The following is a 22326-nucleotide window of genomic DNA, read 5'->3' on the forward strand; positions in this document are numbered from 1 at the left end:
CTCCCCGCTCGTATCGGATCCGGGCGTGCCTCGTGCCTGCCCGGTGTTCGCCTAGGGCCCGATGGCCGTCAGCGCGTGGCGCCCGTTCCCGGCGTCGGGTGCGGCGCCGTGACGCCACCCCAGCTCGTGCCGGCCGCGGCCTCCGCGTCGATGGTGCGCAGCAGCGGCTCGTCGATGGCGTGCAGCGAGTCGACGAGGTGGCGCACCCCCGCTTCGCGCATCAGCTGACGCTGGTGGCTGTGCTCGAAGGTGCTGGGGTGGCCGATGAAGGCGATGTTCAAGGAGCGCGCGGCCTGCGCGACGCGCGCCACGTCGTCGATGAAGACGACCTGGTCGTGGTCGAGCCCGAAGATCTCGGTGGTGATCTCCTTCAGGCCGGGCCGGAAGTCGTTGGTGCACACATAGCCGGGGCCGTCGAACAGGTCCGCGTACGCGCCCAGGAAGTGGTCGAAGTGCGACTTGTCGAGGCCGCCGTAGCACACGGTGGAGAGCCCGAGGCCGCGCAGCCGGTGCAGCAACTCGACGGCTCCGTCCAGGAGATGGACCGGGTGGTCCTGGACGTAGGCGGCGCGCTCCTCGAAGTAGGTGGCGAGCGCTTCGGGCCCGGTCATCGTGGCTCCGACCGCCTCGGCCATGCGCTCTCCGGCCACCGCCCGCGTCTGGGAGAAGATGCGGCCTTCGAGCTCGGCGCTGTAGGTGCCGCCCCGGCCCACGATGAACTGGTGGATGACGGGGCTGAAGGTGTCGTTGAGCAGTACGCCGTCGATGTTGATCGCGGCGAGCCGGAGCCGGCCCAGGTCCTTGTTCATGAACTCTCCGTGAAATGAGGAGCGGCTCGACGGCCGCAGTGGTCGGGGGATGCGCCGCCCGCCGGGACGCGGCCGGGCGCGGTGCGCGCGCCCGGGCCCGCACCCGCGGCGGGGCGGCCGGGGTCGGGGCAGGGGGTGTGCCCGTCGCGGAGGGGGGCGACGGCCGGGGGTGGTCCGCTCAGCGCACCAGGGTGGCGACGCGTCGCGTGCTCACCTTGGCGCCGGCGGCGCCGGACGCGGTGGCGATGCCGGGCAGCAGGATCTTCCACATCTGGACGGCGCGCTCCGGGAGGTCCTTGCGGCCGCTCGCGATCCAGGAGTACATCTGCATGCCCGTACAGGCCGCGACGACGAAGTCGGCCACCATGTGCGCATCCACGCCGTCGGCCAACTCGCCCTTCTCGCGGGCGACTTCGAGGCACTCCTGCATGATGCCCGCCCACTCCTGATAGGGCGTGGCGTCCTCGACGCCGAAGCTGTTCTGCTCGTTGGTCAGCCGTACGCCCGCCCGCAGCAGCGGATCGATCTGCAACTGCCGCGACCACACCAGCGTGATGTCGATGATCCGCTGCAAGCCCTGCGAGGTGACGTACGGGGTGATCGTGTCCGGCTGGGAGTTCATCACCGCGCGTGCGAGGTCCTCCTTGGAGTCGAAGTGGAAGTACATCGCGCCCGGCGTGAGCCCCGCCCGTTTCATGATCTTGGTGATGCTGGCGCCGGCGAAGCCGAACTCGTCGAAGACCTCGGCGGCCGATCTCACGAGGGTCTCGCGCGTCCTCAACGCTCGTTCTTGCTGGGCCCGTTCGGCCCTGGTCCCCGGCTTGGCGCTCACTCCGACACCTCTCGACAAAGAAAACGATCGTCCTTTATCTTATGGCCGACCGCGATCACCGCGGCAACCCCGCGGACAACGGCCGTCCGCGTCCACCTCCGCGGACCTCGGCCGGTTCGCGTTCCACGCTCCGGGAGACATCCGTGACTGTCCTCACCGCGCACCACCACGCCCTCGCTCCCGTCGTCCCCCGGCAGTATGTGCACAAGGCCGCCCAGAGCGAGGTTCTGCTCAACGGCTGGGAGCGCCTGGGGGCCGATACGTTCAGAATCACCGCGCAATGGCCCAGATCGCACACCTTCTACGACTCGGTCAACGGCCAACACGACCCGCTCCTGGTCGCGGAGAGCGTCCGCCAGGCCGTGCCGCTGCTCAGTCACCTCGGATACGACGTCCCCTTCGGGCACCGCCAGATCTGGGACCACCTCACCTGGGCCGTCGACCCGGACGCCATGGCGAGCGCCGGGGCTCCCGCGGAGATAGAGATGCGCGTCAAGTGCTCCGACGTCGTCCGCCGCGGCAGCCGCCTCGCGGCCCTCAGCATGGACATCGAGATCATCCGCGACGGCGTCCCGCTCGGCACCGCCGCCACCCGGTTCACCAACCAGTCGCCGTCCGTCTACGCGCGGCTGCGCGGCGACTACGCCTTCGCCGAGCTCGCCGCCTCGCGGGTGGTCGCCCTCGCTCCGCCGCTGCCGCCGCAGTGGGTCGGCCGCGACCGCTTCCGCGATGTGGTGCTGTCGCCGAGCGACCAGCCGAACCTGTTCCAGCTCCGCGTCGACCTCAACCACCCGGCGCTCTTCGACCACCCCGTCGACCACGCTCCCGGCATGTTGATGCTGGAGGCCGCGCGCCAGGCCGCCCATGCGGTGGCCCACCCCGCGTTCGCGGTCATCACCGGCATGGACACCCGCTTCAGCCGGTACGTCGAGTTCGACGCCCCCTGCTGGATCGAGGTGGAGGCCCTGCCCGCGCAACTGCCCACGCACATCTCCTCGCGGGTGACGGCCCGCCAGCACGGCGAGCCCGTCTTCGCCGCCACCGTCACGGCCCGGAGCGGCCCCGCGGTCACCGAGGCGCTCCACCTCTTCTGACGCCTCCCCGGCAGGGCCCGCGCCGCCCACCCGCCGTGATCGTTCGATCGAGCGCTCAAGTGCGTTGTGCGTACGCTCACTTCACGGCGCCGGCCATCACCCCCGACACGAACTGCCGCTGGAAGGCGAAGAAGACGGCGAGCGGGATGACCATCGAGACGAAGGCGCCCGGCGCCAGCACGTCGATGTTGTTGCCGAACTGGCGGACCTGTTGTTGCAGGGCCACCGTGATCGGCGGGTGCTTGGAGTCGGCGAAGATCAGCGCCACCAGCATGTCGTTCCAGACCCACAGGAACTGGAAGATGCCGAGCGAGGCGATCGCCGGGCCGCCGAGCGGCATCACGACCCGGGTGAACAGCCGGATCTCGCCCGCCCCGTCGAGCCGGGCCGCCTCCAGGAGCTCCCTGGGGATCTCCGCGAAGAAGTTGCGGAGCAGGAAGATCGCGAAGGGCAGGCCGAAGGCGACATGAAAGATGATCACGCCGATCGTCGTCTCGAAGATCCCGACCTGCCCGAACAGCTTGGCCACCGGCACGAGGGCGACCTGCACCGGCACCACCAGCAGGCTCACCACGACCATGAACCACCAGTCGCGGCCCGGGAAGTCCATCCACGCGAAGGCGTAACCGGCGAGCGAGCCGATGACGACGACCAGGACGGTGGCCGGGACGGTGATGGCGACCGTGGACCACAGGGAGTTGGTGATCGTGCTGTTGTCGAGCAGGTGGGCGTAGTTGTGGAAGGTCAGCCGGGACGGGTCGGCGAAGGTCTTCCACCAGCCCGTCGAGGCGATGTCGGCGGGGCTGCGCAGCGAGGACAGCAGCAGCCCGACGGTCGGCATCAGCCACAGCAGACCCACCAGGATCAGGAAGATCCGCAGCACGCCGCCGCCGGCCCGCGAGGCGACGCGCGCGGGCAGCGACTGCCGGGCCTTGACGATCCCATCGACAGCGGTCATCGCCTGGCCCCCTTGCGTACGCGACGAACGGTCATCGCCTGCCCTCCCGTCGCATGCGGCGGATGTTGAAGAGCATCACCGGGATCACCAGGAGCAGCAGCAGGACGGCGATCGCGCTGCCGATGCCCAGGTCCGCCTCGGTGCCGAAGGAGGAGCGGTAGAGCTGGAGGGCCAGCACGTTCGCGTCGGCCTGGCTGGAGCCCGGCGCGATGATGAAGACCAGGTCGAAGATCTTCAGGACGTTGATCATCAGCGTGACGAGGACGACGGCGAGCACCGGCGCGAGCAGCGGCACCGTCACGCGGCGGAAGACCTGCCACTCGTTGGCGCCGTCCACCCGCGCCGCCTCAAGCAGCTCGCGCGGCAGCCCGGCGAGCCCGGCCGCGATGAGCACCATCGCGAATCCCGCCCACATCCAGATGTACGAGCCGATGATGGCCGGGGTGACCAGCGTCGGGCCGAGCCACTCGATGCCGTTGTACGGCGCGTGGAAGTTGCTCGCGGGCAGCCGGAGTTGGGCCCCGTCGGCGGCGGCGGGCAGCGTGAAGGTGCCGTCCGCCCCGGCCGTCGCCGAGGCGAGAACCTTCCCGTCCTTCACGGCCTCGACCGTGATGCCCTTCAGACCCAGCTCCTTGGCGTCGATGACGTTGGGCCGGCCGCCGCCGCCCTTGGTGAAGTCGAGCCAGACCGTTCCGGTGACCTTGCCCGGCTCGCTCGCGGCGGGTCGGGCGGGCGCGGCCGAGGACGGCATGGTGTCGGCGGCCACCCCGACCAGCGGAAGCAGCGCGGGCTGCCCCGCGTGCGCGGCGGCCGGGGTGAGGAACGCCCCGCCGCCCGCGTCCTTCAGCGGGGCGCTGGGCAGCGGGTGCGCCTTGGGATAGCCGGCCGAGGGGGTGAACGTGTCGTGGATGCCCACCGCCACGGCGTTGGCGACGCCGCGCGCCGGATCCTGCTCGTACACCAGGCGGAAGATGATGCCCGCGGCCAGCATGGAGATGGCCATCGGCATGAAGACGACGAGCTTGAACGCCGTTCCCCAGCGCACCCGTTCGGTCAGTACGGCGAAGATCAGACCGAGGGCGGTGGCGATCGTGGGGGCGCACAGGACCCAGATCGCGTTGTTCTTCACCGCGGTCCGGATGGTGTGGTCCGTGAACAGCGTCGTGTAGTTGTCGATCCCGGCGAACGAATCACCGGACTGATCGAAGAACGACCGGTAGATCGAGAACCCGATCGGATAGACGACGAGCGCGCCGAGCAGGACCAGCGCGGGCAGCAGGAAGAGGGCCGCGATCCACTTGCGGGTCCGGGTGACGCTCTTGACGGTCCTGGGTGCGGACGGGGTGGCGGGAGGCGGGGCGCCCCCCGCCGTCGCGGTGGTCATCGCCGGATCAGTTCTTGAACGCCGCGGCCGCGTCGGCCTCCAGCCTGGACTGGGTGCCGGCGACGTCGGAGGGGTTCTTCAGGAAGTCCTGGAGGTCCTTCCACTCGCCCTTGCCGGGGGTGCCGCCGAAGGACTGCGGAGCCTGGTCCGACATGTCGAAGCGCACGTTGTCCCCGGCCGCGATCAGCGCCTTGGCGATGTCACGCTGGACGTCGTTGGGGTACGCGGCGGCGTCGAGCGCCTTGTTCGGCGAGATGAATCCGCCCGAACCCGCCGCGATCCTGGCCGCGTCGGTGGACGCCAGCCAAGTGAGCAGCGCCTGGGCGCCCTTGGTGTCCTTCAGGGCCACCGCCGCGTCGCCGCCGGTGACGACCGGGGCCTTGTCACCCACGGCGGGGAACGGGAACGCCTTGGCGTCGGTGCCGAGCTTGGCGGAGGTCTCCGCGATGTTGACCGCGGCGAAGTCGCCCTCGAAGACCATGCCCGCCTTCGGCTGGTCCCCTCCGGTGAAGGTCTGCGTCACGGACGCCGGGAACTCGGTCTGGAGCGCGCCGTTCGCGCCGCCCGCGATGAGGTTCGGCTTGCCGAAGAGCTGGGCGAGCGTGGTGAGCGCGTCCTTGACGGACGGGTCGGTCCACTTGATCGCGTGCTTGGCCAACTGGTCGTACTTGTCGGGGCCGGCCTGCGAGAGATAGACGTTCTCGAACCAGTCGGTGAGCGTCCAGCCGTCCGCGCCGCCGACGGACACCGGCGTCACGCCCGAGGCGGAGATGGTGTCGGCGGCGGCCAGGAAGTCCTTCCAGGTGGCGGGCGCGGTGACGCCCGCGTTCTGGAAGACCTTGGTGTTGTACCAGACCAGGGACTTGTTGGCGGCCTTGAAGTAGACCCCGTACTGGGTGCCGTCGACCGCTCCCAGGTCCTGCCACACCTTCGCGTAGTTCGCGGCGAGCTGCGCCTTGGCCTCGGGTCCCGCGGGCTTGGCCCACTTCTTCGCCACGGCCTGCTGGATCGCGCCGACCTGGGGGAGCAGCGCCACATCGGGCGGGCTGCCACCGGCGATCTTCGTGCCGAGGAAGTTGACGATCGGGTCCTGGGCGGGCACGAAGGTGACGGTGGCGCCGGTCCGGGACTCGAACTCCTTGAGCACCTTGACGAAGTTGGCCTGCTCGGCCCCCGTCCACACGGCGGCCACCTCGATCTTCTCGCCCGTCAGCTTGGGGAGTTGGACCCCGCTGCCCGAGGAGGCGGAGGTGGTGGTGCCGGTGGAAGGTGTGCTCTTGCCGTCTCCGTCGCTGCTGCACGCCGTCGCGCCGAGCGCGAGAGCGCCGATGGCCGCGGCGGACAGCAGGGTGCGGCCTGTCGTGCCGGCGGCCCTGGTGGTGCGGTTTGTACGAGTGCTGCGCATGCGTGCCCCGTCTCTCCCGTGCGCGTACGAACCGCCGCGCCCGGTGACGCGGGCGCCGCAGCTCTCGTCCCGTGCGACAGTCCTACGCCGGGTGCGGGGGCGCCGCAATACCGTCTTCGCCGTCAACCAGTTGATCGTAATGGGCTTGTGACGTTGAGCCCGGCGTGATGCCCCAACTGCCGCCCCTTACAGCCGGGTTGATCACCGGGCCGACCTGGGGCGGACGGACCGGCTGTCACGCCAGCGGCAGAGGTGGCACCGGCGGGGCGTTGACCAAGGACGCCGCGCGGTCGAGGGCGCTGGCGAGCAGCGCCAGGTCGGTGGGGCCGTTGCCGAGCTCGCGCACGGGCCGGCGGGCGGGCGGGTCGCCCATCCGCTCCCATTCGAGGACGACGACCGTGGGCCGCTGGGTCGCCGTGCGCGGTATGCGTCCGGTGACCCGGCCGCCCTGGAACGGCACGGACGCCCCGTCCGGCTGGTGCAGCCGGCCGCGGCCCGGGGACGGTTCCTCCGGGGACGGCGTGGCGGGCGGCGGGTCCAGGACCACCCGGTGCCGGGCGCCGCGGGCGAGTTCGGTGTCGGCCGTGCGGTCGGGCCGGGCCGAGGTCGCCACCAGGTGCACCCCGAGCCGCTCGCCGTCACGGGCCACCGCCTCCAGAGCCCGTACGACCGAGCCCGCGGCGGGCCGCCCCGGGCTGCCCAGGGCGGGCGCGACCAGCGCGTCCAGATCGTCGACCAGGACCACCAGGCGGGGCAGCGAGGGCCCCTCCTCGGTGCGGCTGCGCGCGACCGGACGCAACCGCAGCGTGCTGCTGCCCGGCGGATCCAGATCGCCCCGGCTCTCGGCCGCGGGCGCCTGCCGCTGGCCGACCAGACGGCCCGCGACCTCGCGCTGGTCGTGCCACTGGGTGAAGCCGAGCCCGCCGAGGAGCTCGGCCCGGCGCTTGAGCTCGGCGCCCAGGGCTTGTGCGAACTCCCGCATCCGGACCGGGTCGGAGGCGATCAAGTGGGTGGAGACGTGCGGGAGTTCGGTGCAGGGGCGCAGGCCCTCGCCGCGCTCGCCGCCCGCGCCGTCCACAAGGACCAGACCGAGCCGGTCGGGCCGGGCGCCCGCGGCGAGCGAGGCGGCGACCGCCCGGAGCAATTCGGTGCGGCCGCTGCCGGGGGGCCCTTCTACCAGGAGGTGGGGGCCGTCGGAGACGAGGTCGACGGCGACCGGGCCGCGCGGCCCGGTGCCGAGCACCACCGCACCGTCCGGCGCCGACTCCCAACGGGCCATCAGGGAGGCCGGGGTGGCCCGCGCGAGCCCCAACTCGTCGAGCAGACGCGAGGACCGGGGCAGCGAGGAGGACAGCCGGCCGGCCGTGGACGAGGCGCCGTCGCCGGTGCGCAGCGGGGCGAGGGCGCGGGCGAACCGTTCGGCCCAGGGCCGTGACACCGCGTCCACCGTCGCCACCGTGCCGTGGCCCGCGGGCCGGCCTCCGGCGGTGCGCAACAGCCGCAGCGCGGTGGCCACATCGCCACTGAGCAGGGCGACCGCCCCGCATTCGCGGAACGCGAGCGAGGCCGCGCAGGCCGTCTCGTAGGTGGCCGCGACGGGGGAGGCGGCCGAGGCGGCCGGGGTCTCGGCGAGACAGAGCAGATGGATGCCGGCCGCGGCGCCCGCCGCGGCAAGGCGCGCGGTGGTCTCGCGCAGGGGCGCCGAGCCGGGGTCGCCGTCCAGGACGACCACCGTGAACGGGCCCTCGTGGCGGGCGGCGGCCTCGGAGACGGCGGCCCGGTCCGCGGAGGCCCAGCCGGGGCCGAGCGGGCCCGCGTCGAGCCGTCTGACCAGCTCGGCCGTGCGCGCCGTCGCCTGGTCGCGGTCGTAGGCGAGCAGCAGCCGGCAGTCCTGGCCGTGGGCCGGGCGGACCTGGGGGAGCCAGCCGAGCCAGTCCCACTCGGCGGTGCGCGTCTGGAGGCCGCGCGCCCGGTCCGTACTGATGAGGACGATCTCCAGGGTGGTCGGCGCGTGCAGGGCGGCCAGCTGGGCGATGACCGAGCGGGCGAGCCCGGCCAGCCGGTCGCGGGGCCCCGCGAGGCCGAGCGAGCCCACCTCGCGCAGCCCCACCGTGACGGGCACGGCCGACAGCTCGCCCCGGTCCGCGGTGCCGACCCGCACGGCGAGCGCCTCCGGGTGGCCCGGGTCCCGCTCCCAGAGCCGGGGGCCGGGGCCGAGCGCCGTGAGCAGCAGAGCGGCCGGATCGGGCCAGCTCTCGGGGGCGGGCTCGGCCGGCAGGAGCCGGGGCTCGGCGGCCGTCTGCTCGGGCTCCGCCTCGCCGCGCGCCCCGGCCAGCCGCCTCGCCCACGCGCCTATCCCGCCGCGTCGGCGCCCCCCGTCCGACGGCTCGGCGCGGGTGTGCTGGTCGGCGCGGGTGTGCTCGACCTCTTCGCTGCGGTACGGGCCGGCTTCGGGCAGGCGGGTGCCGCGCGTCGGAGTGCCCTGTCGTCTGCTCGGCGCGGGCGGCTCGCGAAGGTCGTCCCGCCCGTCGTGCCCGTACCCGGAGGGTGCTCCCAGCGCGTCGAACCCGCTGCCGTACGGCGCCTCGTGACCGCCCGGCGCGGACGGGCCGAAGGAGGGAGCGCGCGGGGGCGTGCCGAAGGCGCCGGCCGTCGCCTCGGTAGGGGGCCCCAACTGCGGTGCGGGGGAGGGGGGTTGGGGGTCGGTGGTGCGGGCGGCCGGCGCGTTGGGGGTCACCCGGAGATGGCCCTCGCCGTCCGGCGCGGTGGCCAAGGACGGCTCCGCCTCGGGGCCGCCGGGGGCCAGGCGCAGCGCGGACTCGCCGATCCGCAGCAGCGCGCCGGGGGCGAACCGGACGGGCTGGGCGCCGATCTCCCGGCCGTCGAGGCGGGTGCCGTTGGTCGAGTTCAGATCCGCGACGCGGACCCGGCCGTCCGCCTCGACGGTCACCTCGCAGTGCTGGCGGGAGACGTCCGGGTCGCCCAGCGGGACGTCGGACTCGGCGGAGCGGCCGACCCCGATGCGGCCGCCGTGCAACAGGTGGACACCGCCCGCGTCCGGCCCCGCCACCACGTGCAGCCGGGCGGGGGCCGGGCCGTCGTGGGCCGGCTCGTCCTCGGCCGGGGTGGCGAGGGAGAGCACCGCGCCGTCCACCAGAGGGGGCTCGCCGAGGATGCGGCGCTGGGCGTCGAGCCGCTCGCGGCCCGCGTAGAGCACCACGGAAGCGCCCGAGACCTCCGCGCCGGAGGCGGCCGAGGCCAGGCCGGACGCGACGGCCGCGAGTGCCGTCCCCGCCGGGGCGGTGACGAGCACGTCGCAGGCGCGCGCCGCAGCGTGGCCGCTGCGTGGCGCGAGGACGGTCAGCCGGATCTGCATCGCCTCGGCGGTCCCTTCTGCGCGGGGGTGCCAAGAAAGGGGACCAGCCCTGTGATTCCCCCCACCCGGCACACAATTCGTGCTGAGGGCATCCTCGCACCTGCCACTGACAACACGCCCGTCGCCCACCTCGAATTGATCTTGATCGGTCGGTCGACGACGCAAAAGTGGACGGAAAAGTGGCTGGTTGCGACCGAGTGGGGCATTCCGACGGGATGCCGGGCACGGATGTTCGGCAACCTTCGGTGCGCGGAACGCGTCTTTCCGGAGAACCATGAGAAGACGGTGAACAACCTGGTGGCGCCGAACCCGCGACCCGTCGGGGCGCGCGGGGGCGGCACTAGAGTGGGCCGGAAACCCACAGCAACTGACGCGAGCAGCAGGGAGCGCATGACGTGCGGCCGGTAGGCAGCAAGTACCTGCTCGAGGAGCCGCTCGGACGCGGCGCCACGGGCACCGTCTGGCGAGCCCGCCAGAGAGAGACCGCAGGCGCCGAGGCATCCGTGGCGGGCCAGCCGGGCGAAACCGTGGCGATCAAGGTCCTCAAGGAGGAGCTCGCCGGCGACGCGGACGTGGTGATGCGCTTCCTGCGCGAACGCTCCGTACTGCTGCGGCTGCGTCACGCCAACATCGTGCGCACCCGCGACCTGGTCGTCGAGGGCGACCTCCTGGCTCTGGTCATGGACCTGATCGACGGTCCCGATCTGCACCGCTACCTCCGCGAGAACGGCCCGCTCACCCCGGTCGCCGCCGCCCTGCTCACCGCGCAGATCGCCGACGCGCTGGCCGCCAGCCACGCCGACGGCGTCGTCCACCGCGATCTGAAGCCCGCCAACGTCCTCCTGGACGAACGCGACGGCGCGATGCACCCGATGCTCACCGACTTCGGCATCGCCCGCCTCGCCGACTCCCCGGGCCTGACCCGTACGCACGAGTTCGTGGGCACGCCCGCCTATGTCGCGCCGGAGTCCGCCGAGGGCCGCCCGCAGACCTCCGCCGTGGACATCTACGGCGCCGGAATCCTGCTGTACGAGCTCGTCACGGGCCGCCCGCCGTTCGCGGGCGGCACCGCGCTCGAAGTGCTGCACCGCCACCTCAGCGAGGAACCGCGCCGGCCCACCACCGTCCCGGCCCCGCTGTGGACGGTCATCGAGCGCTGCCTCAGCAAGGACCCCGACCGTCGGCCCAGCGCCGTGAACCTGGCGCGCGGGCTGCGCGTCGTCGCCTCCGGCATCGGTGTGCACTCCACCCCCGCCCAGGTCGAGGCGGCCGACGGCGTGGGCGCGCTGCTCGCCCCCGATCCCGCGCCCGCCCCGGTGCCGGACGCGCCGGGCGCCGCCGACCCGACCCAGGTCCTGCCCACCAACGCCGGCTCGTACGACCCGTCGGCGCGCACCTCGGTCCTGCCGCAGACGGGAAGTGCCCCCACCGCCGACCCGACGGCCGTCCTGCCGCCGGTACCGCCGACCGGCCCGCAGGAGCCGCACCCCTGGCAGTCCCAGCTCCAGGCGGCCCGCGACCGCAACGAGCAGACCCAGGTCGGCTATCTGTCCCCCGAGCAGGACCCGCTGCGCCGCCGCCCGCACCGCCAGCAGCAGCCCCCGCAGGGTTACGGCCAGCAGCCTCCGCAGGGCTATGGCCAGCAGGGCCAGCAGCCCTCGCAGGGCTACGGGCAGCAGGGTCGGCCCGCGCAGGGGTACGACGGCCGGCGCCCGTCGCAGGGGCAGCCGCCCCAGCCGCAGCGGTACGCCCCGCCGCCGCAGCCCTACCAGCAACAGCAGCGGCAACAGCAGCAGTACACGCCGCCGCAGCCCCCGCCCCAGCAGCCGCAGGCACCGGCGCGCGAGCCGAGTGAGCCCCGCGAGCCGCGCAGGCGCAGCCCGAACCGGATGCGGATCCCGGGTCTGGGCTGTCTCAAGGGGTGCCTGTTCACGATCGTGCTGCTCATCGTCGCGGGCTGGCTGATCTGGGAGCTCACCCCGCTCCAGGACTGGGTCGCCCAGGGCAAGGGCTACTGGCAGGCCATCGGTGACGGGATTTCGACGGTATCCGGCTGGATCAAGAGCATCGGCGATTCCGGAAACCCGTAAAAGACAGCGGACGAACGGGCGCCGCCCGGGCGGTCCGGGACGCGACTTCATGGATTTGTCGACTTCCAGAGGGTGATTTCGGCGCCAGAAGTGAAGGTTGGCGTCCCGGCCGCGTAGCCTCAGCGTGCACAGCCAGCCGCTGAGGGAGCAGTCTTGGCACGGAATATCGGCAGCCGGTACACCGCCCACCAGATCCTGGGCCGCGGCAGCGCCGGCACGGTGTGGCTCGGCGAAGGGCCCGAGGGCCCCGTCGCCATCAAGCTGCTGCGCGAAGACCTCGCGGCCGATCAGGAGCTGGTCGGGCGCTTCGTGCAGGAGCGCACCGCCCTGCTCGGCCTCGACCACCCCCATGTCGTGGGCGTGCGCGACCTGGTGGTCGACGGCAACGACCTCGCTCTCGTCATGGACCTGATCAGAGGCACCGACGCCCGCACCCGCCTGGACCGCGAGCGCCGGCTCGCGCCCGAGGCCGCCGTGGCCATCGTGGCCGACGTCGCCGACGGGCTCGCCGCGGCCCATGCGGCCGGCGTGGTCCACCGCGACGTCAAGCCCGAGAACATCCTGCTCGACATGCAGGGCCCGCTCGGCCCCGGCGGCGCCCACCCCGCTCTGCTCACCGACTTCGGCGTCGCCAAGCTCATCGACACCCCGCGCCGCACCAAGGCGACGCGGATCATCGGCACCCCGGACTATCTGGCGCCCGAGATCGTCGAGGGCCTCCCGCCGCGCGCCGCCGTCGACATCTACGCGCTCGCGACCGTCCTCTACGAGCTGCTCGCCGGCTTCACCCCGTTCGGCGGCGGCCACCCCGGCGCCGTGCTGCGCCGCCATGTGACCGAGACCGTCGTCCCGCTGCCCGGCATCCCCGACGAGCTGTGGCAGCTCATCGTCCAGTGCCTGGCCAAGGCCCCGGCCTCGCGCCTGCGCGCCTCGGAACTCTCCGCCCGGCTGCGCGAACTGCTCCCGCTGATCGCGGGGATGCCCCCGCTGGACGTCGACGAGCCGGACGCCGAGGGCGCCGAGGACGAGGAGGCGTACGAGGATCCGTACCCGACCGTCCCCACCACCCCGCGCCGCGGCGCGGTCCCGCTGGTGCCCGGGGCGCCGCACGACTCCGCCAACCGCGACACCCACACCAGCATGCGCGTCCCCGGCCCGGACGAGCTGGCCGGCGGACCGCTCGGCACCGCCCGCGCGCCCCGCCCGGCCGGCGCCCCGCGGCCCGGCTCGGCCCGCCACCGGGCCGACCAGGTCCGCAAGCGCCGCCTGATCCTGACGACGGCCGCGGTGGCGCTGGCGGCGGCGGTCGGCGTCGGCGGCTGGCTGGCCCTGGACTCCGACTCCGGCAAGCAGTCGCCGCCCCAGGACACCAAGAACTCGGCGCCCGTCGTCCCCTAGGGCCGCCCCCCCGCGTCCCGGACAAGATCCGCCGGGCAGGGCCCTGGGGCCGCCCGGGATCCGATGGCCCGGGGAACGCCGGAGCGCGGAGCCGTTACGCTGGACCCGTGGCAGTCGTCGATGTATCCGAAGAGCTGAAGTCCCTTTCCTCGACCATGGGGTCGATCGAGGCCGTCCTGGACCTCGACACGATGCGGGCGGACATCGCCGTGCTCGAGGAGCAGGCGGCCGCCCCGTCCCTGTGGGACGATCCGGAGGCGGCGCAGAAGATCACCAGCAAGCTTTCGCACCTCCAGGCCGAGCTCCGCAAGACCGAGGCGCTGCGCTCCCGCATCGACGACGTCGCGGTGCTCTTCGAGCTCGCCGAGGAGATGGACGACGCGGACACCCGCGCCGAGGCGGAGACCGAGCTGGAGTCCGTGCGCAAGGCGCTGGACGAGATGGAGGTCCGTACCCTCCTGTCCGGCGAGTACGACTCCCGTGAGGCGCTGGTCAACATCCGCGCCGAGGCCGGTGGCGTCGACGCCTCCGACTTCGCCGAGCGCCTCCAGCGCATGTATCTGCGCTGGGCCGAGCGGCACGGCTACAAGACCGAGGTGTACGAGACCTCGTACGCGGAAGAGGCCGGCATCAAGTCGACCACCTTCGTGGTCAACGCGCCCTACGCCTACGGCACGCTCTCCGTGGAGCAGGGCACGCACCGCCTGGTCCGCATCTCCCCCTTCGACAACCAGGGGCGCCGCCAGACGTCCTTCGCCGGTGTCGAGGTACTGCCGGTCGTCGAGCAGTCCGACCACGTCGAGATCGACGAGTCCGAGCTGCGCATCGACGTGTACCGCGCGTCGGGTCCCGGTGGTCAGGGTGTCAACACCACGGACTCCGCGGTCCGCATCACGCACATCCCGACCAACATCGTGGTGTCCTGCCAGAACGAGCGCTCCCAGATCCAGAACAAGGCGAGCGCCATGAACGTCCTCCAGGCCAAGCTCCTCGAGCGTCGCCGCCAGGAGGAGCAGGCGCTGATGGACTCCCTCAAGGGGGACGGCGGCAACTCCTGGGGCAACCAGATGCGTTCGTACGTCCTGCACCCGTACCAGATGGTCAAGGATCTGCGTACCGAGTTCGAGGTGGGTAATCCTCAGGCGGTGCTCGACGGGGAGATCGACGGGTTTCTGGAGGCCGGCATCCGCTGGCGCAAGCAACAGGAAAAGTAGCCCCCCTTTTCACCCGGCCCCGCACCGAGCAGTTAAGGGGCGCGGGGAACTGCGCGCCCAGCCACGCACGGTCCGCAGCCAAAGGCCCTGGGGCTCCGCCCCAGACCCCGTTCGCGCCTGAAGGCCGCTCGTCCTCAATCGCCGGACGGGCTGAAGGTGCCCCCGCACCGCGTAGTTGGGGGCGCGGGGAACTGCGCGAGAAGCGGGCACGGTCCGCAGCCAAAGACCCCTGGGGCTCCGCCCCAGACCCCGTTCGCGCCTAAAGGGCGCTCGTCCTCAATCGCCGGACGGGCTGAGGTGCTGGCCAGCATCGAGCAGCTAGGGGCGCGGGGAACTGCGCGACCAGCCCCGCCGGTCCGCGGCCGAACCGCGAGGCATCCCGCCCCCCCGGGCCCCCCAATTCGCTCGCGCAAGCCGCAGATTGAGCGACTCGCCGCTTTGTCGACATCGGAACTTCCCCCGGGAGCGCGCCAGTTCGGGTCTTCTGTCACAGTCGTATTCCCGTACGCCCGGCAACTACCCCGATATCGGACATTGCGTACGCAACGACCTTGACGCCGTCTCTGAAACTGGCAAAGCTAACGCGCGGCATGCGTATGTACGGGGCGCGTGTGACAGGGGAGGGGTTTCGACGTCTCCCCGTGTTGCCGCCCCGGGCGCTGCTCCATGACGAGATCAGCTACTGGGGGTAGCAGGCTAATGAGCAAGAACACGCGGGTCCGCGTCGCGCGGATAGCCGCCGGTGCGGTGATTGCCGCCGGCGCGTCCCTGACCGCCGCGGGTGCGGCCCAGGCCACCGGCTTCGACGCCAATGAGAACAAGACCAACACGGTCCTCGACGACCCCTGCGTCCCGGGTGCGCCGCTGTGCGACACCACGGGCGGGCAGACGACCGGCTCGACCACCGACGGTACGACCGGTTCGACGACGTCGGCCGGTACCACTGGTTCGACCACCTCGGCCGGCACCACCGGTTCCACCACCGACGGTACGACGGGCTCGACCACGTCCTCCGGTACCACTGGTTCGACCACCTCGGCCGGTACCACTGGTTCCACCACCTCGGCCGGTACGACCGGTTCGACGACGTCGGCCGGTACCACCGGTTCCACCACGTCGGCCGGCACGACCGGTTCCACCACCTCGGCCGGTACGACCGGTTCGACGACGTCGGCCGGTACCACCGGTTCGACCACGTCCGCCGGCACGACCGGTTCCACCACCTCGGCCGGTACGACGGGCTCGACCACGTCCTCCGGCACGACCGGTTCGACCACCTCGGCCGGTACGACGGGCTCGACCACGTCCTCCGGCACCACCGGTTCCACCACGTCCTCGGGTTCCACGGGCACCTCCGGCACCACCGGCTCGACGGGCACCACCGGCAGCACCGGTTCCACGGGCTCCACCGGCACCACGGGGTCGACCGGCACCACCGGCAACACCGGCACCGCCCCCGACGCGGTCGGCTCGCAGCCGGTCGAGCAGGGGCAGCAGAAGGAGGAGCTCGCCGCCACCGGTGCGGGCGGGACCACCTTCCTGCTGATCGGCGCCGCGACCATGATCGCGGGCGGCGTGGGCTTCCGCCTCATGCCGCGTCTGGTCAACGGTCGTAACGTCGCGTAAGCGATAGCGGCCACACGCAAGCCACACGCAAGAGGGCCCCGGGTGCGATCACGCACCCGGGGCCCTCTTCGTATACGGCGTACGGCGCACCCGGCGTACCCGGGTGTACGGACCGTCGCTCAGGCGGTCTGGTGGGCCAGCAGAGCCAGCGCTCCCACCAGCACGATCAGCAGGGTGACCAGCGCCGCGGGGCTCAGAGCCCCCCACTGGTTCTCCTGCTGGAGGCGTTCCCGATTCGCCCGGCAGACGCGACAGCGGCCCTCGCTCACGGGCGCCGCGCAGTTGGCGCACACCAATCTGTCATAGGTCATGCGCTCTCCTCCTCCCGCGCGGCGGAGCCGGCGCATACAGCGTTCAAACCGCTATCTCTCCGCTCAACGCTCAGGGAAACGCAACCGTTCCCCCTACCACTGTGCCAGCTCCCGCGCGTTTCGGCGCGCCCCGCCTGATTCATCCCGGTCCCACCCGCGCAACCCAAGGGACATAAGGGGCATCCCCGGACGTGGCCTGCGCGGGCTCCTCCGGTTCGCGTAAGGTCACGCACACCTATACTCCCGGCCGACCCGTGGTGCACCCGTGATCCGTTTCGACAATGTCTCCAAGACCTATCCCAAGCAGAACCGACCAGCCCTGCGGGAAGTCTCCCTCGACATCGAGAAGGGGGAGTTCGTCTTCCTCGTCGGCTCGTCCGGATCCGGCAAGTCGACCTTTCTGCGACTGATCCTGCGTGAAGAGCGCGCCAGCCATGGGCAGGTGCACGTACTCGGCAAGGACCTGGCCCGGCTCTCCAACTGGAAGGTGCCGCACATGCGGCGCCAACTGGGCACGGTCTTCCAGGACTTCAGGCTGCTGCCCAACAAGACCGTCGCGGAGAACGTCGCGTTCGCCCAGGAGGTCATCGGCAAGCCGCGCGGCGAGATCCGCAAGGCGGTGCCGCAGGTGCTCGACCTCGTCGGGCTCGGCGGCAAGGAGGACCGCAGGCCCGGTGAGCTCTCCGGTGGTGAACAGCAGCGCGTGGCCATCGCCCGCGCCTTCGTCAACCGGCCCATGCTGCTCATCGCGGACGAGCCGACCGGCAACCTCGACCCGCAGACCTCCGTCGGCATCATGAAGCTGCTCGACCGGATCAACCGGACCGGCACCACCGTCGTCATGGCGACCCACGACCAGAACATCGTCGACCAGATGCGCAAGCGCGTCATCGAGCTGGAGTCCGGCCGTCTCGTACGAGACCAGGCGCGCGGCGTCTACGGCTACCAGCACTGAGCGCCGTAGAGCACTCGTCGAGCACTGAAAGGCTGAAATCGTCGCCATGCGCGCCCAGTTCGTTCTCTCGGAGATCGGGGTCGGTCTCCGTCGCAACCTGACGATGACGATCGCCGTCGTCGTCTCCGTCGCCCTTTCGCTGGCCCTGTTCGGCGGTTCGCTGCTGATGCGGGACCAGGTCAACAACATGAAGGGGTACTGGTACGACAAGGTCAACGTCTCCATCTTCCTCTGCAACAAGGCGGACGCCGAGAGCGTCGCCAAGTGCGCCAAGGGCGCGGTGACGGCGCAGCAGAAGAAGGACATCGAGGCCGACCTCAAGAAGCTGGACGTCGTCCAGACCGTGTCGTACGAGTCGGCCGACGACGCGTTCAAGCACTACAAGGAGCAGTTCGGCGGCTCCCCGATGGCCGGTTCGATCACGCCGGACCAGATGCAGGAGTCCTTCCGGGTCAAGCTCAAGGACCCGGAGAAGTTCAGCGTGGTGGCGACCGCCTTCGCGGGCCGCGACGGCGTCCAGTCCGTGCAGGACCAGAAGGGCATCCTGGAGAACCTGTTCGGGCTGCTCAACGGCATGAACGTGGCGGCCATGCTGGTCATGTTCGTGATGCTGATCGTGGCGCTGATGCTGATCGTCAACACCGTGCGCGTCTCCGCCTTCAGCAGACGGCGCGAGACCGGGATCATGCGCCTGGTGGGTGCCTCCAGCTTCTACATCCAGGCGCCGTTCATCATGGAGGCCGCGTTCGCCGGGCTCCTCGGCGGTGTGGCCGCCGCGGGCATGCTCATCGTCGGCCGCTACTTCATGATCGACCACGGGCTCGACCTGGCGCACAAGTTGAACCTCATCAACTTCATCGGCTGGGACGCGGTCCTCGCCAAGCTGCCGCTGGTGCTCGCGGCCAGCGTCCTGATGCCCGCGCTCGCGGCCTTCTTCGCGCTGCGCAAGTACCTCAAGGTCTGACCCGCGCCACCCCGAACTCCCCACCCCGCGTGTGACATGCGCCCCGGGCGCCGTAGGAGCAACAGCCCCTACGGCGCCTTCTCGTTGTCCTAGACTCGGCGCCATGTCGGGTCCGGACCTCTGTCCCAGGCCCCGCGGGCTGCGCCGCGGGGCGGCTCTGACATTGGTGTTCGCGAGCGTCCTGGTGACCGCGGCCGCCACCAACTGTCTGCCGCGCGCCGAGCCGCACCCCGCCACGCCGGCGGCAGGACCGGCGGCGGCCGCCGCCCTCGACCCGCGCGAGGGCCACACCACCCGCGGCGGCGACCGCACCGCCGACGAGGTGCGGCGCGCGGCCGCCGAGGCCCAGGCCGACGGAGAGTCCGCCACCCGGGCCGCCGAGGAGGTCGTCGGCCGCAGCGGGGACCGCTGGGGAGCGGTGTACGACAAGGCGGAGTACGAGCAGTACGCGGACGCCCTGGAGGGCCGCTACACCGGTGTCGGCCTGTGGGTGGCCCGCGCGGCCGGCGGCCACATCCAGGTGACCCGGGTGCAGCCCGGCGGTCCCGCCGCCCGGGCCGGAGTGCGCGCCGGCGACGTGCTGCGCACCATCGACGGCTGGTCCGCCGACGGGAAGCCGGTCACCGACGTGGTCGCGCGGCTGCGCGGCGACGCGGCCGGCAGCAAGGTCGCCATCGGCCTCGGGCGGGGCCCGCTCACCTGGACCCGCACGCTGGACCGGGCGGTCCTCGGCACCGAGGACGTGGCCGTCGAGAACCTCTCCGACACGGTCGTGATGATCCGGGTGACGGCCTTCACCAAGGGCTCGGGCGAGCGGGTGCGCGCCGCGGTGCGCCGGGCCCCGGCGGGCGCCGGGATCCTGCTCGACCTGCGGGGCAACAGCGGCGGCCTGGTCGCCGAGGCCGTCACCGCGGCCTCCGCCTTCCTGCCCGGCGGCCTGGTCGCCACGTACGACGTGCACGGCAAGCAGCGCGCGCTGTACGCGAGCGGCGGCGGGGACGCCGCGCGGCCCCTGGTGGTGGTGATCGACGGCGGCACCATGAGCGCCGCCGAGCTCCTGACCGGCGCGCTCCAGGACCGGGGCCGCGCGGTCACCGTGGGCTCGCGCACCTTCGGCAAGGGCTCGGTCCAGATGCCCACCGGCCTGGTCGGCGGCTCGGTCGCCGAGCTGACCGTGGGCCACTACCGCACCCCCTCGGGCCACGGGCTCGACGGCAAGGGCATCACCCCCGACCTGCCGGTCACCGAGCACCCCCTGGAGCACGCCAGGACCGTCCTGAGCGGACTGGGCGGCACGTCGTAAACCGCTTGCGCCGAGGTGCGAAAATGGCCGCACTATGGCTAAGAACACGGGCAAGGACAAAGAGAAGGACAGCAAGCGCAAGCTGGTCGCGCAGAACAAGAAGGCACGGCACGACTACCTCATCATCGACACCTACGAGTGCGGTCTGGTGCTCACCGGCACCGAGGTGAAGTCGCTGCGCCAGGGCCGCGCCTCGCTGGTCGACGGGTTCGTCCAGATCGACGGTGGCGAGGCCTGGCTGCACAACGTGCACGTACCGGAGTACGCGCAGGGCACCTGGACCAACCACAGCGCCCGGCGCAAGCGAAAGCTGCTGCTGCACCGGATGGAGATCAACAAGCTGGAGTCGAAGTCCAGCGAGTCGGGTCACACGATCGTGCCGCTCGCCCTGTACTTCAAGGACGGCCGGGCCAAGATCGAGATCGCGCTCGCCAAGGGCAAGAAGGAGTACGACAAGCGCCAGACGCTGCGCGAGAAGCAGGACCGCCGCGAGACGGACCGTGCCATCTCGGCGGTCAAGCGCAAGGAGCGGGCGAGCCTGCGCCAGGCCCGACCGGAATAGGCTGGCACCCTCGGGCGTTGGTCACGTACGATGGCACTGCACCTCGCGAAGGTGTGGCACCACCTTGAAAAAACAACATGGGGATGATCGGTTTCGACAGCGGATGTCGAAGCAGGGGAAGCGTGTCGAGGAAGCGGCAATGATCTCGTAAACCATATGTCGCAAACAATAATCGCCAACACCAAGCGCGATTCCTTCGCCCTCGCTGCCTAAGTAGCGACGCGTGAAGTGTCAGCCCGGGGCTGTTCCCGACCCGGATCCTGGCATCAGCTAGGGAACTAAACTTCCAAGCCCGGTCACGGGGTTTGGGAGGAAATCAAACAGTGGCTGGGCCCGTCGGCGACTTGTTCGCGTGATTGCCGGGGCCGAGAAAATCGCAGCGAACTGCACACGGAGAAGCCCTGTTTTTGCACCGTTGGACGCGGGTTCGATTCCCGCCATCTCCACCGTCGAGGAAACCCGGATTTCCGGGATTCCTCGCCCCATGTGGGCACGGGCCCGGTCGCTTTCGAGTGGCCGGGCCTTTGTCATGCCCGGATGTCCGGACGTCGTAGGCCCGGACGCCCGGATGCCCGAATGTCGTAGGCCGGGATGCCGGGATGCCGGTGGGGGGCCGGGGGTCAGGCGACCCGCCGGCCGGTCAGCATGGCGAGGTCCCGGCCGGGCAGCATGGCGAGGTCATGCTCAAGCGGAAGGGGGCGCCGATTATCGGCGGGCTGGTGCGCCGTACCGTCCGCGACCGGCGGCCCCCAGCAGCAGGGCGGTGGCCGCCGCGCAGAGCGGGACCACGTAGCCCGTCTCCGGGCCCGCATGCTCGATGACCTGGCCGCCGAGCGCCGAACCGGCCGCGATGCCGCCGAGGATCGCGGTGACGGCCAGGGTCATGCCCTCGTTCAACTGCCCCTGGGGGGTGCGGCGCTGGACCAGCGTCATGCCGGTGACCATGGTGGGCGCGGTCGCCGCGCCCGCGAGGAGCAGCGCGCCCCCGAGCGCGAACAGCGAGCCGATGGCCCGTGCCGCGAGCAGCGGCAGCCACATCAGCGCGGTCATCGCCGCGAGGCAGCCGACGAGTCGCCGGGCCGTGTCGCGGGCCGGGCGCGCCGACCCGTACAGGAGTCCGGCGACACAGGACCCGGCGGCCTGGAGGGCCAGCACCGCGCCCGCCGCCGCGCGGTGCCCGAGCGCGTCGGCGTAGGCGATGGTCACCACCTCCAGCGAGCCGAAGACCGCCCCGGTGGCGAGGAAGACCGCGAGCAGCGGGGCGAACCCCCGTGCCCGGACAGGGGACTTGGCGGCCGGTGCCCGGGGTGTGGCGGGCGGCTCGGTGGCGTGCTGGGCGGCGAAGATCAGGACGCCCGTCATCAGAAGCACCGCGCCGACGAGGGTGCCGGCCTCGGGGAACAGGGCCGAGCAGAGGAACGCGGCGGCGACCGGGCCGAGCATGAAGCACAGCTCGTCCGCCGCCTGCTCGAAGGAGTTGGCGGTGTGCAGGGCCGCCGCGTCCGCCGCGGAGGGGCCTCCGTGCAGATGGGCCCAGCGGGCGCGGGACATGCCGCCGGTGTTGGGGGTGGTGGCGGTCGCGGCGTAGGCGGCGAACAGGGTCCAGTCGGGGGCGTCGAGGCGGACGCACAGGAGCAGGGCGAGCGATCCGCAGACCGCGATCGCCGTGGTCGGTACGGCTGTTCGGGCTTGGCCGTACCGGTCGACGAGCCGGGCGGTCCACGGCGCGACCAGTGCGGTCGCGGCCAGCCCGGTGGCGGTGACGGCCCCGGCCAGGGCGTAGGAGCCGCGCGCCCCCGCGATCATGATCACGGCGCTGACGCCGAACATCCCCATGGGGAGCCGGGCGACGAGGTTGCCCAGGGTGAAGGCGCGGGCGCCCGGGGTGGCGAAGAGGCGAAGGTAGGGGTTCCGGGGGCGGGCTAGCGGGGTCGGGTGCGGCATGCACCGATCCTCGTGGGGCCCGTCGCGAGGGGTCCAACACCTGATCAGCGCCCATTCACGCACTCTTGTTGTGAGCGTCGGCGGTGGTGTTGACTGCCGCC

Annotated in this window: 17 protein-coding genes and 1 other RNA gene; 10 read left to right on the forward strand and 8 right to left on the reverse strand. The window is 71.9% G+C overall.

What is annotated here, in order from left to right:
* Positions 1-68: 68 nt before the first annotated feature.
* Positions 69-809: an HAD family phosphatase gene (locus tag DWB77_RS23375; protein WP_120723109.1), complete on the reverse strand. Its 741-nt coding sequence runs from the start codon at positions 807-809 to the stop codon at positions 69-71.
* Positions 810-987: 178 nt separating this feature from the next.
* Positions 988-1641 (reverse strand): ScbR family autoregulator-binding transcription factor, encoded by a 654-nt coding sequence (locus tag DWB77_RS23380; RefSeq protein WP_246033616.1) that lies wholly within the window; start codon positions 1639-1641, stop codon positions 988-990.
* A 143-nt stretch (positions 1642-1784) separates the two neighbouring features.
* Here DWB77_RS23380 and DWB77_RS23385 point away from each other — a divergent pair, with 143 nt between their 5' ends.
* The gene (locus tag DWB77_RS23385; RefSeq protein ID WP_162952596.1) at positions 1785-2735 is read left to right on the forward strand and encodes a ScbA/BarX family gamma-butyrolactone biosynthesis protein; all 951 of its coding nucleotides are present in this window, start codon (positions 1785-1787) and stop codon (positions 2733-2735) included.
* 76 nt (positions 2736-2811) lie between these two features.
* On the opposite strand, the gene DWB77_RS23390 is transcribed toward DWB77_RS23385, so the two are convergent.
* The 4 genes from DWB77_RS23390 to DWB77_RS23405 form a co-directional block, all read right to left on the reverse strand.
* Positions 2812-3693, reverse strand: a complete 882-nt coding sequence (locus DWB77_RS23390) for a carbohydrate ABC transporter permease (RefSeq protein ID WP_120723112.1) — start codon at positions 3691-3693, stop codon at positions 2812-2814.
* A gap of 31 nt (positions 3694-3724) precedes the next feature.
* On the reverse strand, positions 3725-5077 hold the full coding sequence (locus DWB77_RS23395; protein WP_120723113.1) for a carbohydrate ABC transporter permease: 1353 nt from the start codon (positions 5075-5077) through the stop codon (positions 3725-3727).
* Positions 5078-5084: 7 nt separating this feature from the next.
* Entirely contained in the window at positions 5085-6482 is a 1398-nt protein-coding gene (locus tag DWB77_RS23400) for an ABC transporter substrate-binding protein (RefSeq protein WP_174248612.1), read from the reverse strand.
* A 235-nt stretch (positions 6483-6717) separates the two neighbouring features.
* Positions 6718-9858, reverse strand: coding sequence for an FtsK/SpoIIIE domain-containing protein (locus DWB77_RS23405; RefSeq protein ID WP_120723114.1), 3141 nt, complete (start codon positions 9856-9858; stop codon positions 6718-6720).
* Positions 9859-10253: 395 nt separating this feature from the next.
* On the opposite strand from DWB77_RS23405, the gene DWB77_RS23410 reads away from it, so the two are divergent.
* From DWB77_RS23410 to DWB77_RS23425, 4 genes are all read left to right on the forward strand, one after another.
* Positions 10254-11948 carry a serine/threonine-protein kinase gene (locus tag DWB77_RS23410; RefSeq protein WP_120723115.1) on the forward strand — a complete coding sequence of 565 codons (1695 nt, stop codon included), beginning with the start codon at positions 10254-10256 and terminating at the stop codon, positions 11946-11948.
* 153 nt (positions 11949-12101) lie between these two features.
* Complete coding sequence (locus tag DWB77_RS23415) at positions 12102-13346, forward strand: serine/threonine-protein kinase (RefSeq protein ID WP_120723116.1); 1245 nt, start codon at positions 12102-12104, stop codon at positions 13344-13346.
* A 107-nt stretch (positions 13347-13453) separates the two neighbouring features.
* Positions 13454-14560 (forward strand): peptide chain release factor 2, encoded by a 1107-nt coding sequence (gene prfB / locus DWB77_RS23420; RefSeq protein WP_120723117.1) that lies wholly within the window; start codon positions 13454-13456, stop codon positions 14558-14560.
* 699 nt (positions 14561-15259) lie between these two features.
* The gene (locus DWB77_RS23425) at positions 15260-16186 is read left to right on the forward strand and encodes a hypothetical protein (RefSeq protein WP_120723118.1); all 927 of its coding nucleotides are present in this window, start codon (positions 15260-15262) and stop codon (positions 16184-16186) included.
* Between the two features lie 119 nt (positions 16187-16305).
* Here DWB77_RS23425 and DWB77_RS23430 read toward each other — a convergent pair whose 3' ends face one another.
* Entirely contained in the window at positions 16306-16497 is a 192-nt protein-coding gene (locus DWB77_RS23430) for a hypothetical protein (protein ID WP_120723119.1), read from the reverse strand.
* A 265-nt stretch (positions 16498-16762) separates the two neighbouring features.
* On the opposite strand from DWB77_RS23430, the gene ftsE reads away from it, so the two are divergent.
* The 5 genes from ftsE (at position 16763) to ssrA (ending at position 20730) form a co-directional block, all read left to right on the forward strand.
* On the forward strand, positions 16763-17452 hold the full coding sequence (gene ftsE, locus DWB77_RS23435) for a cell division ATP-binding protein FtsE (protein WP_114036589.1): 690 nt from the start codon (positions 16763-16765) through the stop codon (positions 17450-17452).
* A 46-nt stretch (positions 17453-17498) separates the two neighbouring features.
* Entirely contained in the window at positions 17499-18416 is a 918-nt protein-coding gene (ftsX, locus tag DWB77_RS23440; protein ID WP_120723120.1) for a permease-like cell division protein FtsX, read from the forward strand.
* Between the two features lie 103 nt (positions 18417-18519).
* Positions 18520-19719 (forward strand): S41 family peptidase, encoded by a 1200-nt coding sequence (locus DWB77_RS23445; RefSeq protein WP_120723121.1) that lies wholly within the window; start codon positions 18520-18522, stop codon positions 19717-19719.
* A 34-nt stretch (positions 19720-19753) separates the two neighbouring features.
* Positions 19754-20281, forward strand: coding sequence for an SsrA-binding protein SmpB (gene smpB, locus DWB77_RS23450; RefSeq protein ID WP_120723122.1), 528 nt, complete (start codon positions 19754-19756; stop codon positions 20279-20281).
* Between the two features lie 79 nt (positions 20282-20360).
* Positions 20361-20730, forward strand: a transfer-messenger RNA (tmRNA) gene (gene ssrA / locus DWB77_RS23455).
* Positions 20731-20986: 256 nt separating this feature from the next.
* On the opposite strand, the gene DWB77_RS23460 is transcribed toward ssrA, so the two are convergent.
* On the reverse strand, positions 20987-22225 hold the full coding sequence (locus DWB77_RS23460; protein ID WP_120723123.1) for an MFS transporter: 1239 nt from the start codon (positions 22223-22225) through the stop codon (positions 20987-20989).
* Positions 22226-22326 lie beyond the last annotated feature (101 nt).

Origin of the sequence: Streptomyces hundungensis (genome assembly GCF_003627815.1) — a bacterium.
Lineage (GTDB): Bacteria > Actinomycetota > Actinomycetes > Streptomycetales > Streptomycetaceae > Streptomyces > Streptomyces hundungensis_A.

Coding starts and splice junctions, on each gene's coding strand:
- DWB77_RS23375 (WP_120723109.1), bottom strand. CDS start 809: ATGAACAAGGACCTGGGCCGGCTCCGGCTCGCCGCGATCAACATCGAC.
- DWB77_RS23390 (WP_120723112.1), bottom strand. CDS start 3,693: ATGACCGCTGTCGATGGGATCGTCAAGGCCCGGCAGTCGCTGCCCGCG.
- DWB77_RS23395 (WP_120723113.1), bottom strand. CDS start 5,077: ATGACCACCGCGACGGCGGGGGGCGCCCCGCCTCCCGCCACCCCGTCC.
- DWB77_RS23400 (WP_174248612.1), bottom strand. CDS start 6,482: ATGCGCAGCACTCGTACAAACCGCACCACCAGGGCCGCCGGCACGACA.
- DWB77_RS23405 (WP_120723114.1), bottom strand. CDS start 9,858: ATGCAGATCCGGCTGACCGTCCTCGCGCCACGCAGCGGCCACGCTGCG.
- DWB77_RS23425 (WP_120723118.1), top strand. CDS start 15,260: ATGAGCAAGAACACGCGGGTCCGCGTCGCGCGGATAGCCGCCGGTGCG.
- DWB77_RS23430 (WP_120723119.1), bottom strand. CDS start 16,497: ATGACCTATGACAGATTGGTGTGCGCCAACTGCGCGGCGCCCGTGAGC.
- ftsX (WP_120723120.1), top strand. CDS start 17,499: ATGCGCGCCCAGTTCGTTCTCTCGGAGATCGGGGTCGGTCTCCGTCGC.
- DWB77_RS23445 (WP_120723121.1), top strand. CDS start 18,520: ATGTCGGGTCCGGACCTCTGTCCCAGGCCCCGCGGGCTGCGCCGCGGG.
- smpB (WP_120723122.1), top strand. CDS start 19,754: ATGGCTAAGAACACGGGCAAGGACAAAGAGAAGGACAGCAAGCGCAAG.
- DWB77_RS23460 (WP_120723123.1), bottom strand. CDS start 22,225: ATGCCGCACCCGACCCCGCTAGCCCGCCCCCGGAACCCCTACCTTCGC.